Source organism: Candidatus Babela massiliensis, assembly GCF_000513475.1.
Classification (GTDB): Bacteria; Babelota; Babeliae; order Babelales; family Babelaceae; genus Babela; species Babela massiliensis.
The window spans coordinates 20,462-35,052 of sequence record NC_023003.1; the positions used below are offsets into that span (position 1 = coordinate 20,462).

The 14,591-nt window shown below is 25.9% G+C and carries 15 protein-coding genes; 8 read left to right on the top strand and 7 right to left on the bottom strand.

Going from position 1 to position 14,591, the window contains the following annotated elements; translation table 11 throughout:
- Positions 1-141: 141 nt before the first annotated feature.
- Positions 142-345, bottom strand: coding sequence for a hypothetical protein (locus BABL1_RS00110; protein WP_023790903.1), 204 nt, complete (start codon positions 343-345; stop codon positions 142-144).
- 260 nt (positions 346-605) lie between these two features.
- On the opposite strand from BABL1_RS00110, the gene BABL1_RS00115 reads away from it, so the two are divergent.
- Positions 606-1,448, top strand: coding sequence for an ankyrin repeat domain-containing protein (locus BABL1_RS00115; protein WP_023790905.1), 843 nt, complete (start codon positions 606-608; stop codon positions 1,446-1,448).
- A 145-nt stretch (positions 1,449-1,593) separates the two neighbouring features.
- On the opposite strand, the gene BABL1_RS00120 is transcribed toward BABL1_RS00115, so the two are convergent.
- Entirely contained in the window at positions 1,594-2,706 is a 1,113-nt protein-coding gene (locus BABL1_RS00120; protein ID WP_023790907.1) for a baeRF3 domain-containing protein, read from the bottom strand.
- Between the two features lie 82 nt (positions 2,707-2,788).
- On the bottom strand, positions 2,789-4,210 hold the full coding sequence (locus tag BABL1_RS00125) for an FAD-dependent oxidoreductase (RefSeq protein ID WP_023790909.1): 1,422 nt from the start codon (positions 4,208-4,210) through the stop codon (positions 2,789-2,791).
- 643 nt (positions 4,211-4,853) lie between these two features.
- On the opposite strand from BABL1_RS00125, the gene BABL1_RS00135 reads away from it, so the two are divergent.
- Positions 4,854-6,017: an ankyrin repeat domain-containing protein gene (locus tag BABL1_RS00135; RefSeq protein ID WP_023790913.1), complete on the top strand. Its 1,164-nt coding sequence runs from the start codon at positions 4,854-4,856 to the stop codon at positions 6,015-6,017.
- Between the two features lie 42 nt (positions 6,018-6,059).
- Here the strand turns inward: BABL1_RS00135 and BABL1_RS00140 are convergent, their stop codons facing one another.
- Complete coding sequence (locus tag BABL1_RS00140; RefSeq protein WP_023790915.1) at positions 6,060-6,878, bottom strand: lipase family protein; 819 nt, start codon at positions 6,876-6,878, stop codon at positions 6,060-6,062.
- 172 nt (positions 6,879-7,050) lie between these two features.
- Between BABL1_RS00140 and BABL1_RS00145 the strand changes: the two genes are divergently transcribed.
- Positions 7,051-7,875 carry an alpha/beta fold hydrolase gene (locus BABL1_RS00145; protein ID WP_023790917.1) on the top strand — a complete coding sequence of 275 codons (825 nt, stop codon included), beginning with the start codon at positions 7,051-7,053 and terminating at the stop codon, positions 7,873-7,875.
- Positions 7,876-7,899: 24 nt separating this feature from the next.
- On the opposite strand, the gene BABL1_RS00150 is transcribed toward BABL1_RS00145, so the two are convergent.
- Entirely contained in the window at positions 7,900-8,298 is a 399-nt protein-coding gene (locus BABL1_RS00150) for a hypothetical protein (RefSeq protein ID WP_023790919.1), read from the bottom strand.
- Positions 8,299-8,561: 263 nt separating this feature from the next.
- Here BABL1_RS00150 and BABL1_RS00155 point away from each other — a divergent pair, with 263 nt between their 5' ends.
- From BABL1_RS00155 to BABL1_RS00170, 4 genes are all read left to right on the top strand, one after another.
- On the top strand, positions 8,562-8,921 hold the full coding sequence (locus BABL1_RS00155; RefSeq protein WP_023790921.1) for a hypothetical protein: 360 nt from the start codon (positions 8,562-8,564) through the stop codon (positions 8,919-8,921).
- Between the two features lie 22 nt (positions 8,922-8,943).
- Positions 8,944-9,153 carry a hypothetical protein gene (locus BABL1_RS00160; RefSeq protein WP_023790923.1) on the top strand — a complete coding sequence of 70 codons (210 nt, stop codon included), beginning with the start codon at positions 8,944-8,946 and terminating at the stop codon, positions 9,151-9,153.
- Positions 9,125-9,412 (top strand): hypothetical protein, encoded by a 288-nt coding sequence (locus BABL1_RS00165; RefSeq protein WP_023790925.1) that lies wholly within the window; start codon positions 9,125-9,127, stop codon positions 9,410-9,412. The genes BABL1_RS00160 and BABL1_RS00165 overlap by 29 nt, the downstream gene beginning before the upstream one ends.
- Before the next feature lie 324 nt (positions 9,413-9,736).
- Complete coding sequence (locus BABL1_RS00170; protein WP_023790927.1) at positions 9,737-10,228, top strand: hypothetical protein; 492 nt, start codon at positions 9,737-9,739, stop codon at positions 10,226-10,228.
- Positions 10,229-10,263: 35 nt separating this feature from the next.
- On the opposite strand, the gene BABL1_RS00175 is transcribed toward BABL1_RS00170, so the two are convergent.
- Positions 10,264-11,301, bottom strand: a complete 1,038-nt coding sequence (locus BABL1_RS00175; RefSeq protein ID WP_023790929.1) for a hypothetical protein — start codon at positions 11,299-11,301, stop codon at positions 10,264-10,266.
- 289 nt (positions 11,302-11,590) lie between these two features.
- On the opposite strand from BABL1_RS00175, the gene BABL1_RS00180 reads away from it, so the two are divergent.
- Positions 11,591-13,297, top strand: coding sequence for a heavy metal translocating P-type ATPase (locus tag BABL1_RS00180; RefSeq protein WP_171814712.1), 1,707 nt, complete (start codon positions 11,591-11,593; stop codon positions 13,295-13,297).
- On the opposite strand, the gene BABL1_RS00185 is transcribed toward BABL1_RS00180, so the two are convergent.
- The gene (locus BABL1_RS00185; RefSeq protein ID WP_171814713.1) at positions 13,281-14,561 is read right to left on the bottom strand and encodes a hypothetical protein; all 1,281 of its coding nucleotides are present in this window, start codon (positions 14,559-14,561) and stop codon (positions 13,281-13,283) included. The genes BABL1_RS00180 and BABL1_RS00185 overlap by 17 nt on opposite strands.
- Between the last annotated feature and the right edge of the window lie 30 nt (positions 14,562-14,591).

Consider the following 14,591-nt stretch of genomic DNA (forward strand, 5'->3'; position numbering starts at 1 on the left):
AATCGATAATATGAGCAGGACTAAACAAATTAGGTTCTAGGTTGCAAAGAAATGCTTTCAAAAGATCAATAAATAAAATAAAAGATCCAATAATCATTGGATCTTTAAATGAAAGTATCAGATAAATTAAATTCTAAAATTTTAAGCTATATAATTTTGATTTTCCCACATTACCAAATTCAATGCTCCATTAATAACAAATTTTTTATCTTCATAAGATAGCAATTCATCAAATATAGATTTTTCATTCATATCTATAGTTTTTAAATTTGATATAGAAAATACGTTATTATATAAGCCTAATAAAATTAACATCATACTTATTGTATTTATAATTCTTTTCATATAAACCCCTTTTTAATAAAGCTATTTATATTAATTATACATATAGAATAATAAATGTCAATTTTTATTAATTGTAATTCAATCTTGATAAAAACTTTGTCTTTTTATTTTATATTTATCAAATATTTTCTTATTTATCACTAGATCTATTAACAAATAATTATAGTTATTAAATAGTTATTTGCACAAAATTTAGAATAAGTTTATCTTTAATATAAAATTATAAATCTTAAACAAGTCTAATTATCTAAATGAGTCAAATGAATAAAATAAGATATATATTTGCAATATTAATTTTGAATTTAGTTACAAGTAATTTACTTACTATGAATAAACATGATTTAGAATATATAGATATGAATAAAGATTGTATTCTATATACTTTACCTTATGATATACTATTTAAGATCTTCAATAAATTATTAGGAAAAATAAGTAAAATTGACGATATTTATGAATTTTGCAAAAAGTTTGATGATAAAAAATTGCCAAATATATTAAAATCTCTTCGTTTAACTTGTAAATTATTTAATGTCTCCGTTCAGCAACATACCAAAATATTTGATAATAAATTAACTATATTAAAAGAAATATTTACCAAAGAATATAGATCTTTATCAAAAGAAGAACTTGACTGTCAACTATTAAGCATATTAGATGCTCATTATCCAATACCAATAGACATAGAAAAATGTATCAAATTAATTATTCTGGGTGCCAATATAAATATTAAAGACAAGTATGGAAGTACAACCTTAATACAAGCAATACACCACGGGCATACAGATATAGTTAGATTATTACTCTTATGTAATACAGGAAAAGGTATTATTGATTTAAATATCCAAGCGGATCATGGCTTGACGGCTTTAATTGAAGCCTGTTGTCGAGGGAAAATAGAGATTGTTAGATTACTACTTTTATGTAATACAGCAAAAGAGCCTATCAATTTATATATTAAATACAAAGTTGAATGTGTCTCTCCTTATGGTGATATAATAAATGATGGATACCGTGATGCCTTTGACGTTGCAAAATACTATGGCCGTTCTGATATTCTTTCATTACTAAGGCAATACTCAAAAACCAAAAATATTGATTAAAGTATTTCTTATAATCTAAAGATGGTAGCTTAAATTAACGTTTTAGATATACGAATTTATTGCTAAAAATATTTTGAGGCAAATTATAGTAGATACAAGTAAAAAATAAAGGACTAATTATTAGTCCTTTATTTTTTAAGTTTAATTAATATCTTAAAATACTAGCAACATGATCATGATCTTTAAGTTGTCCATCTTTGACAAAAACAACTTTTCCATCTCGAGCTAAGACCTCATCAATTAGATCGTCTACAATATCAGTCTCTACTAAAGGTACATTATGATCATATAAAACTATAAACTCATTATTATCTTTATTAATAGAACCAGGAACACTATAATTATCTTCTATTAATAGTGTATCGATTCTGCCTTCTATAGCTTTATGCCAAGTATCTTTTAAACCTGACGAGAATTTAAGATCTCCTATAGCTTCGTTAAACAGTTTTAGAATTTTTTCAGTTTCATTATTTAAATCTTCTTTAATAATTTTTTCAACTGAATTTTTAATTTCTTCAATTGTAGAATTAGAAAAATCTCCTTCTACTTGACCTACTATTAAATTTTTATGCTTAGTAACTTCCTGAAAGTAAGCGCGATTCTTTTCTGTACCTAATATAATTAAAGGTCCATTATTACTCAGATAAGGTGCAAGGAGATTATCAAGTTGTCTAAGAAATTCTTTATCAAATTGAGTTAAATAAGTAGAATCTTTGTATCCAGTACCTACAGCAAGTAATTCACGATCACTAGTTACATCATAATTTAACTGAAATGGAAAGCCTTTCATGTTTTCTTGCATTTCTTGAGAATCTATAATCTCATCTATATAGCCTAAAGTTGCTTTAAAAAGACGAGCTGGTTTTTTACTTATAGATAAAATCCAATAAAGCTTTGATCTATTTAAAGCTCCTAAAAGTTCTCTAATCTCAAACTGTCTATTAATACATACTTTTTCTTCAACTTTGAAAGGTAAGTCATAAGCAATGGCAATATCCTTATTAACAAAAAAAGCAATTCCGTCTAAAGTTTTTGAAAAATCTATTTGCTCTGCTAATTCATTAAGAGAATTAATCAAAGTGCTAACATCTCTTTTATCAAATTCCTTAAGTAGCATGTTAGTAGCTTGATTTACTAAATCCTTTACTTTTATAGGATCTTTTAATCTATCAGGTATTGTTCTATGAGTAGGTGCTATAATAGTTATAGATGGATAAGACCTATATTTTTTTAAAATTTTTATATCATCACGGGTCATAAACTTCCCCTTTTAATTCAGTTTAAATATTTTTATCTTAAGTTATAATAATATTAATATAACAAGATTCTAACTTTAAAATCTATGATTTAAGAGATAATTCTATAAATTCAATTAATTGCACTCTACTTAATTCTTGGCTTCTACTACCAATCAGTTTCCCATCTTTAAAAAATAAAAATTCTGGAACTACACCTATATTATAATTCTTAGTAAGTTCTCTATTTTTAAGGATATCTACTTTATAAAACTTCATTTTATCTTTATATTTATAAGCAATTGCTCCAATGGTTTTTTTCATAGATTTACATAAAGAACATAAGGGAGAATAAAATTCTATTAATACTGGCTCTCTTTTATTAATAATTTCATCTAACTGCTTTTGCGACGCGATTGATTCTATTTTTAGAATATCTTCTTGTACAGGATAATAAGAATTTTGTTTAACTATCTTTTTTAATTCTGGGCTCATATCAAGATCTGATAAAAATTTTACAGCATTGGCTGCTGCTTTAGTCGCATCACCAGATGCCGTGCTTGCTTGTTTATAAATTCTATCGCATACATTACCTGCCGCATAAATGCCCTTAATATTTGTCTCTTGTGTTAAACTATCATGATTAATATATCCATCAGGATCTAAATTTAATTGATCTTTAAATACTGATGAATTAGGATCAAATCCTATTGATAAAAATACCCAATTTGTTTTAACAATAGATTTTTCACCAGTTTTAGTATCTATTATATTAACACCTGTTAATTTATTACCATCTCCTTCAAAACTTTCTATATCTTTATTAAATAAAATCTTAACATGAGGTAAATCTTTGATTTTTTTGTACATATCATGTATTGCTCGAACTTTTTCAGACCGTAAAATCAAAGTTATCTCTTTTGCATAAGGAGCAAGTTGCAATATACGTTCAACGGCTGAATCACCTCCACCTATCACTACTGCATGTTGATCTTTAATTAAATGAGCATCACAAAGAGGACAAGATAATATTCCTTTAATCCAATATTTATCTTCATTTTTAACTCCTAATCTTTTCGGGGTTGCTCCTGTTGCTATAACTAATGACAATGCATAGTAGTAACGATTTGGATCTTCTTGAGAGTGCAATTTAAATGGCCAAGTAGAAAAATCTACTTCTTTTATAGTGTCATTAACTAAGTAAGTTCCAAAGCTCTTTGCTTGGTGCTCTAAATTATTCATGATATTAAGACCACTATCTTTATTAACACAAGGCCAATTCTCAACTAATATTCCATCTTTTAATTGACCCAATGGAGTAGGACCATGAAAAACTACCGTATGTAATCCAGAGCGAGCTCCGTAAATTCCCGCACTTAACCCTGCTGGACCGGTTCCTAAGACAGCCAATGGAATGATATTGATTTTGTCTTTTATTAAATTTAAATCATAGGAGCAATCTGCTAAATGATTACTAAAATTTAATAAACATAAAAACATAAATACCTTTGAAAAGTTATTTTCCATTAAAATTCCCCCTAAAAAATTAATAACTTATTTATTAATTTTTAATATTTGATTTACAAAATAATATAAATTAAGTTATAAATATTTAAAAATTATAAACTCTTTAAATACTTAAACTATAATGTCTCAACTTATTATTCAATCAATGTTATCTATTTTTACATATTTTATCTGCAATTACATTTTAATAAAAATTTTAATAAAAAATCACTTTCTTTTTAAACAAAATTTATTTTCAATGTGTATATCTTTAATATTAGTATTATTTCGATCTATATTCTTGCTTTATCCAATAATACCTATATTTGAAATTTATATACTCAAGCCTATTTATTATATAATTTATAACTTTTTACCTTCAACACTCAATATTTTTATAATAAAAAATATCGATGCTATACCTTTAATTGTATCTAATATATTAATTACCGTTATATTTGTTTACCATACTTTAGCTCAAATATTTTTAATAGATAGTAAGAAAATAGTCCGTATACTTTTTGCTAATATTGTATCTTATTTAATTACAATAATGAGTAGCTTACTAACTCATAAATTTATAGAAAAATTTATTGTTTTTTAAATATAGGAGAAATTATAATCTAATAACATTTAAGGCTATAAAAAATAAAAAGGTAAGAAAATGAAAATATTAATATATTTATCTATTATTACTCTAACTTTTAGTTTAAGTAATTGTATGCAAAAGAGTGAACAAGATATTTTACATGATAAATTATGTGCCTTTGCCTCAATGAATGCTGATAAGATAAAGGAGATATTAGAATCCAGAGAAACTTTTGATATAAACTATAAGTGTTCTAATAATGATACTCCATTACATATAGCAGTTAAGACAGGTCAAGTGAAAATAATAGATTTAATCCTTAATTATAACATTAAAAGCTGGTACAATTTTTTTGGTTTAGGTCTTTACTATCCAGCAGATATTAATGTACAAAATAATCAAGGAAATACTCCTTTACATGAAGCTGCAAAAGCAACTACCATTAAGTTTGTTACTTCTGCTCAACATTTATTAGATAACTCTCATCATGATATAGATGTAAATATAAAAAATAATGAAGAAAACACAGCTTTACACGTATTAGTAAAATCTTTTTTTGAAAGAAAAAAATCTCAATCTCAAGAGTTGATTGATAAGAAAATTAAATTAATTAATAAATTAATAGAAAAAGGGGCACAAATAGATTTGAAAGATAAAACGGGCAATACAGCTCTACATTTGGCACTTAAGACTTGTAATGTAGAGATGTTAGATACTTTAGTCCGCGGTATGCAAAATCAAAGGATGTGTATAAACCTAAATGTTCAAAATAATAATGATGAAACCCCTTTACATATAGCTGCTAGATACTGTAAGGTTAACGCTAAAGACATAGTAAACTTACTTTTAAATTATGGAGCAGATGTCAATATATATAATATTCTTTCTTTAAGACCTCTTGATGTTGCCATACTTAAGGATAATAAAGAAGTAGTAGAAGCTATACTTTATAATCAGGGACAAGTGTCTAATCTTAATATAAATGAGCAAATAGGTGAAAATATAACCATAGAGAAGGAATATAAACACATATTCTCTGGTGGAGAAACTGCTCTACATTTAGCTACTTATATTGGTAATCAGTATATAATAAATTTATTGCTCAATGCAGGAATTGACAGAACCATAAGAAATAATGAGGGTCTCACAGCAGAAGATATTACTAAAAAAAAACATAGCTATCTTATTCATTCCTTACAATCTTTCAGTGCAACTTTACCCGCTCTTTCAAGTAAATAATCTAAATTTTAATCAATTTTTTATCATAAGACTTATTAAGTCTTATGATAAAATTAATTCAGGAGTACCATCTTCAGAAATGTTGATCATACTGATAATTTTGTGATCCTCACGATCAAGTAATTGTATCATTTTATCAAGTGATTTTATTAATATATCCTTCCAAATGAAATCTATATGTTTAGGATCATAATCATCAACTAAAACTCTTGCTTGTTTTAAATTGGGAGTTGGGCTAAAGACTCTTTTTGAAAATAAAGGTATTTGTTTTTCTTCATTTTTTGAACTGTAGTATAAACCTTGAGGATCAAGGACTTGTGTTAGATCTCCTTCAGAATAAAAAAGATATACTTTTTTAAAGATAACATTGGAGACATAATTCTCAGTAGCTTTTTGCACAGGAGTTGCTAATAAAATTAATCTATCGATAAAAAATTCATTATCTTGATATTCTTGAACAATCTCGGTTAATAATAAAGCAACATTACCACCATGGCTATGGCAAATTAAATTAATAGATTCATTAGGATCTTTTAAAGAAAGTTTTAAAGACTTTAATTCTCTATATAAATCAAGCGCTGCTAATTTGCGAGCATTAAAACTCAATTTCCCAGACCAGCCAAAAGTATAGAAAGAATCTATTGAAAATATTGGAGAATTTTGACTTAATAAATGAATCATACGACCATGAGCGTATGATTTATTTAGAGCATGTGCGGTATTCATTCCTAAAGGAATATCAAACATACGGACTAAATGAGATAAACCTGGAAATAAAGTTCCATGTACTAAAACATTCAAGGCGTTAATATTGTATACATAAAAACATAATAAAAATATAAAAAATTTATTTTTAAACATAATAGACCTTAAACCCTTACTCTTTATAAATAGTATTTACTTAATATTACTTATATTTTAACCTACAGAACACTATATTTCAAAAGCTTAAAATAAAAAATTTTATAATATTTGATACTTTAATAGTATTTAGCATAGAATTACTTAAATATTATCAAAACAAGGAGAATAAATGAAAATTAAAGTTCAATCAAATATCGAGCTATACGTAAAAGATATTGGCAAAGGTCAACCCATTTTGTTTATACATGGTTGGCCTTTTAATCATACACAATATGAATATCAGTTTAATCGATTTCTTGAATTAGGATATCGTTGTATAGCAGTAGATATGCGGGGAGCAGGAAAATCAGATGCACCATGGGAAGCATTAAGTAGTAAAAATACGCTATATACTTATGATACATTTGCTGATGATATAAAGAAAGTAATAGATGATCTTGAGCTTAAAAATATAATATTAGTAGGTTTTTCAATTGGTGGAGCCATGGTCTTACATTATTTGGCAAAATATAGTTGTTATCAGGTTTCTAAAGCTCTACTTTTAGGAGCAGCCGCTCCGTTGTTTACTAAAAGAGAAGATTTTAATTTTCCTTCATTTGATAAAGCTAGTGTAGATAAGTTAGTAGAAGATATTAAATATGATCGACCAAAAGCGGTAGCTGATTTTGCAAATAATGTTTTTCATAAAGAAGTAAGTTTGCCATTTAGAGACTGGATACAACAAATGTGTATGTCCATGGATGCTAATGCAACTATAAAATGGCTGATAAGCTTACGAGATTTTGATTTAAGATCAGATATGTCTAAAGTTAATGTACCAACTGCAATATTTCATGGTAAAAATGACAAGATATGTCCTTTTGAATTAGGTCAGACTTTACATAAAAATATTAAGTCTTCAAAGTTAGTTATTTTTGAAGAAAGTGGTCATGGCCTCTGGCACGATGAACTTGAAAAATTTAATACAGAATTTATAAATTTTATTAAACAATAAAAAATCCCCTAATAGGGGATTTTTTTATTTAAAGCAATGTTTACATGCTTCTGCACATTCATTACAAGCTTTGATACACTGTAAAACTAAATCTATACATAATACAGTTCGATTTTTACACTGATTGATTACTTGGTTACAGGCATCGATACATTTTTTACATTTTTCTATACTATTTCTAATTTCCTCATTATCCATATAAGCGAGGGCTTTAATAGAAATGTCAATATGATTCTGACATGCTTCTATAGAATCGTGACAGGCTTTTGTGGTTTTTCCAATTTGCTCTCCACAATCCTCATAACTTCTTATACTACACATATCTATAAGCTTTTGGCATTCGTCAATACACTTTTCACATTTATCTACACAATTTTTACATGCTTGTATATGATCTTGCATTATACTATTTTTATCTGACATAATTACTCCTTAAAGTTAATAATTTTAACTTATTCTAAATAAACTTGAATAGACTAATCTATACTTAAATTAAATCTAGACAAACAGATTAACTTTTTACAATAATATAAATTAAAGGCTTATATTTTATAAGTAATTAATACAATTTAATGAAGATATAATTAAAGTAAAATAAAAATATTTATTTTTTTTAATGAATTATTATTGACTTTTTGATATTAATTATTTTATATTTAACTTAATAATAAACTAAGGTAAATATTATGAAAAATAAAATTCTAATATTATTAATTATAACTGCAAATTATGCAAATCTATGTCATTCTCAATCAGATCTACTGCGAGGATATGTGCATAATCAAATTCATGAATCAAGTATTCCTGAATATAAAGAGTTTAATGAAAAAATAAAAAAACTTTTTCAAATACAAAATCACAGCAATGTTCAACAAAAAGAAAGTATGATTAAAGATATTAGAAATTTTGGTAATAATTTAATTGAGAAATTAAATCGTCAGTTAAATGACTCTAAATTAGATTTAACCAAAAGTGAAAGAAAGACGATAGCAGAAGTTATAGAAAAAATAAAAGAAAAGTTAAAGAAACTAGTAAAAAAAATATAAAGTTTTAATTTTAGGAATTAAAATGGATAACAAAGATAATAAAAAAATTAATAATAATCTTAATGATATCAATCAAGACAGAGCTGAGTGGAATAAAGAGTGGTCTCTTGAAAAACAAACAGAAGGTCTTGATAAAAAAGCTGTAGAAAAACAAGAAAGGATAGGAAAATCCTTAGAAAACGAAAAAAAAGAAGGGAAAGAAAATGGCAGACAACAAAAACAAAAATCTTAACAATAATAACACAAATAACGGTAACTTAAACTCAGATAAATATTCAAAACAAGGTAGTTCCTATAGCAACCAAAATGGTTCTTCTGAAAAAGGTGCTCAAGGTTCTAACTATCAAGGTAACGAAAATCAAAATCGTTCCCAAGGTACTTCTTATGGTAAACAAGGATCTAGTTCCTCTTCTAGAGAAGGGTTAAACGAAGATCGTTCAAACCAAAGTGGTTCTTATTCAAGAGGAACTTCTTCAAACGAAGAAATGTAATTTAAGTAGATTAGTTTTACTTAGATAAAAATATAATCTAATTACTATTAATTAGATTAAGCTGGAGATTATTGTCTTATAATTCTCCAGCTATTTTATTTTCAAATATACAATGAATACTTATTAATTTTTAAAAATTTAACAATTTGAAAAATATATCGATTGAGACATAAGACGTTGACAAATACCTACTATTTCTTATACTTATAGGCAAGTTAGGACTAATTTAATTAGTTATTGCTTTTTTAATTTGATAGTTTCTTAGATAGTCTATCAATAATGCAAGAAAATAAACAATTCAATCTCTTAATTGAAGGAGTTAAAATGAAGAGATTAAACTGTAAAACACTAATGATGTCACTTAGCTTACTTTTACCATTAAGCAACATGTCTCAAGCAAGCCAAGTTGAAGGTAACGATTCTCAGGTAGAAGAATCTCTAGAAAATGCATGCGGATGCGGTGGATCAAGACCAAATGCTCAACCAAGACCTAGACCAAATAATCCACAATCACAAAAACCTATCACTAAAGATCAAGAACAAGATCAAGTAGAAGAAGATAAAGATAGATCTTTATCAGAAGAATTAGATAAAGCAATAAATCATATAAGATACTTTATGCAAAATCTATCTGAAAAAGAATCTCAAGAATTAGATGCACTAAAATCTAAATTACAAGATATAGAAGATAAAACAGAAGAGTACTTAGAAAAAGTATATGCAGAACATGCTGATCTAATATCTAAATACACTGAACTTTTCAAAACTACAAAAGACAAATGTCTTTTAGAGATTGCTTCTGTTTGCAATCAATAGAATTTTAATGGGCTTGTATAAAAACAAGCCCATTTTTATAGATTGTTAAAAATTACTTTAAAATCAGAAGATGATAGTGGCTTAGGGCCAATTAGTTTTATATCAGAGAAATATTTCATTTGATCTTGCGTTGCTATTCCGTCTAGTAAAGCATAATTTCCTTCCAAGATCTTATAAAAATTTACTAAAGTTTTATTTAAATTTTCATCCCTATACTTTTCTGAAATTAATTCAAAGTCTAATTTTCTAAGAACATTCTCTATCATATGGCAATGCATAGCTCCGGCGTATAAGATAGATATTTTTGAGTTTGTTAATAGTAAATCAAGAAGCATTTTATAATCAGCCATGTCAATAATAAAAAGCTTATTAAATTCACTCCAAAAATCTTTATATTCTATGCTTTTGGGTGGAAAAAGAATAAATTCACAAAATTCTGAATTTTTATTTGGTTCAATATTCTTATCATAGAAATCTTTTAATCGATTACGAAAATTTCTTAAAGTCCATAACATGTAATATTTATGCTTAATATTTATATTATCTAAATTTTCTATATATTTTTCATGATTAGGTAAAATATCTGAACAAAGTTTTTCTATACATCTTATGAAACTTTTATAATCATCTGGTAAATTAGAGTAATAATTAAATAATCCACGCCATGTGTCAACATAATTTAAATTAATTTTATTGAGACCATTTACAAATAGTTTAAGTAATGGAAATTGCAAAAAAGTATTAAATATTGAATTTTTTATAAAATATTTATGTATATTTTCGCTTGATTCCCAAAAAAGAGTTATTTCGTTATTTGATATAGTATTTAACTTTGTTAAAGATCTAAGAAAAGTTTTTTCACAACCTAGAATTTTACAATTTCTAAATTTAGTTAATCTTACTTTTGGATCTACTTCTTTTACTTTATCATAACTGATATGATAATCAGATATTAAAAATATAGATTTTTTATCCGGTGATCTAAGATGTTTAATAGAGCAAGGGTAACTAAACACTGTATTAGCAAAATTAAATATTAAAAACCAAATAAATCTAAAAATTTTTTTCATCATCTATTTCCCCCTAATTTTTATTAAGACTAATATTAGCTTAAATCATTATCCTAAAATTTATAAATAAAAATATATTTAAAAGAGATTTGCTAAATTATTGTTATTATTATAGAATATAAAATTAAAATGTTATCATTTTTTTATTATTATTATGATCAAAATTAAAGAACAGATATTATTTTTAGTATATATTTCATTAATTGCTTTACTTTTAACCTTTAGTTTATTGAATATTATTTCCTATAGTTACATATACTTAGCTATTTTTCTTGAAATAATTTATATTTCGATGGTTGCAATAAAGGAACTATATCATAACAAAGTTATTTCAACAGAATTATTTTTAATTATTGCCTCTATAATTGGCATAACAGGTCATGAATATAAAACTATTTCTATTATATTACTCATAATGCTCATAGCAAAGTTAGTTGAAAGCATTATAGAAATGAAAACTGAAGATGCAATTGAAAGTTTAGTTAAATTAACTCCAAAAGAAGTTACAGTCTTAATTGATTCTAAAGAGAAAATAATAAATATAAATGAAGTACTCCAAGGTATGGTAATCACAGTTAAATCTGGAGGATTAATACCAGTAGACGGTATTATAATTGATGGTATAGCTCAAATTAATGAGGCTGCTTTAACAGGCGAAAGTACTTTAAAAGATAAAAGTAAAAATGATAAGGTTTATGCAAGTACTTTTATTGAAAACGGTAATATAAAACTAAAAGTAGAAAAAGTCGGCACCGATACTTTATTTGGAAAAATTAAAGAAAAAATAGAGATTGCTCAAGAATCTAAAGCAAAGATATCAACTATTACAAATAAAATAGCTTCTATAGTGGTTCCAGCTATGCTAATTTTTGTGATAATTGTATGGTTATTTACGCGCGATATAAAGTTAATTATAACTATTTTGGTATTTGGCTCTCCAATAGAATTAACACTAATAACTCCCCTTGCAATTATATCAGCAGTAACAGCTGCATTTAGAAATGGTGTTCTTATAAAAGGAGGAATTTTTTTAGAAGAATTAGCAAAAATCGATACAATTATATTTGATAAGACTGGAACACTAACATTAGGTCAACCTGAAGTTTCTGATATTCATTCATTTTCAGATAAACATACAGTTAAAGAAATACTAGAAGTAGCGTCAATGGCTGAAAAATTGTCTAGTCATCCTATTTCAAAGGCTGTATTAAAAGAAGCTGAGGCTTGGAATATAGAAGTTTTAAGTCCTGATAAATTTGAGCTAGTATCTGGTCATGGTATTAATATTAATCATAATAATAGAAACTGTTTTATTGGAAATAAACATTTTGTTGAATCACCCGAATACGGAAATATAAAATTTGAGGATAAAGTATGTCAAAACCACTTATCAACAACGGTATTTTATGTTGGATGTGATAATAATATCTATGGAAAAATTTGTATATCAGACAAAATTAGACCTGAAGCTAAATATACCATAGAGCAATTAAAAAAGTTAAATATACTCAATTTTTATATAATAAGTGGTGATAATCAAGAAATAACAAAACAAGTAGCGCAAGAACTCAAAATAGATAATGCTTTTGGAGATATGTTTCCTGATCAAAAAATAGAAAAAATCAAGCAATTGCAACAAAAAGGTCATAAAGTTTTAATGGTAGGAGATGGAATCAATGATGCTCCTTCGCTTAAACAAGCAAATGTAGGAATTGCCTTGGGGCAGATGGCTATGGAACCAGCGATAGAGGCAGCAGATATAGTATTAATGAACAATGACCTAACAAAAATTTTATTTATTTATAAATTATCTAAACAAACATTTCGAATTATTAAACAAAATTTATTTATAGGCTTTGCCTTGGTTCATATAATCGGAATAATATTAGCTTTTTGCAAGTTGATATCTCCTATACAAGCAGCTCTATTTCATGCTGTTCCCGATTTAGCAATTTTAATAAATTCAATAAGATTGATTAATTTTAAATGTGATTCATAGAGTTTTCTTTCACTAGAGATTTATCATATATATCGCTAAAAAGTTCTCTTACATTATTAGTTATATTTTCTATTTCTACAGGTAATGTTATTTTTTCTTCAGATAGGTATAATCTGTTTAATATATAGACTATTTCTTCCAAATAAAACATAGAAACTCTATCTTCTAGTTTTTTATATTCCTTGAATTTCTCAATTAAAAAGTTCTTATCGATTCTATTACTGGATTTTAACATGCATAGACAACGAAGTCTTAATGTGCTATCTTGACTTTGATATAAATCAAGCTGATTTTCACTATCTAGCAAATGTTTTTCGTAGAGATTTATAAAACTCTCTAATTCTATTTGACTAAAGCATGCATATAATTCCGTTGTCCTAAAGATTAAGTCAGCAACTAAATTTAATAAAGTTATATCTGTTTTGACAAATTCTTTAATAATTTCACTTATTTTTATCCAATCAATTGGATCTTTAGTATATTCTATATTAGATTCTATGTAATAAAGTATAATACTTAATTTTAAAAGGTTCTTTGCGTTTTCAGAATCAGGTAATATATTATAAACCGATCTTATATTTGTAAAGCGGGTTCCATCTATGTCAAAGTTAGAAAATAAATTAGATAATAAATCAAAATCTTTAAAAAATAAGCATATTTTTATCAATAAATAGTAAGCAGAATAATTATCTTTATCTTGTTTTAATGTAGCTAAATAATAGTTTTTTAATTTCAACACTTTATCGTGAAAAATTACAAAAAAAGACCAATTAAAAGAAGATAGCCTTTCTATTAAATATAAGGTAGGATTCAAGTTAAACATTACTTGATTGCAAGAATGCAAATCTTCTTTTAATAGTTTAAGCTCATCCTTAGTTAGAAGATTTATTTCTTCTTCATATTCTTCTTGATCACTATATTCATTCTCTATTACTAAATTGTCATGTGTATCCTTTTCACAATAACTCTCTAAGGTATTTATTACATCTAAAGCACTTAAAATATCATTTAAACTATGAGAACTAATTATATTAATAAATGATTGTTTAAGATTATATGGCATATCGATTGATTCTATTGCTCTAATTTTTTCTAAGAAATCTATTAATTCTCCTATGCTAATTTTTTTAAAAACAATTTCTAATGGTTGCTCTGTATTTAAATTTTTGTAATGATCTAATATTTTTTTTCCAGCCAAATATTTTAAGCTATTAATATATTTACAGCTATTAGTAGTTTCTACAAAGACTTCATCTTTTTGCATAGGATATAAGGATAAACCTATAAAAATACT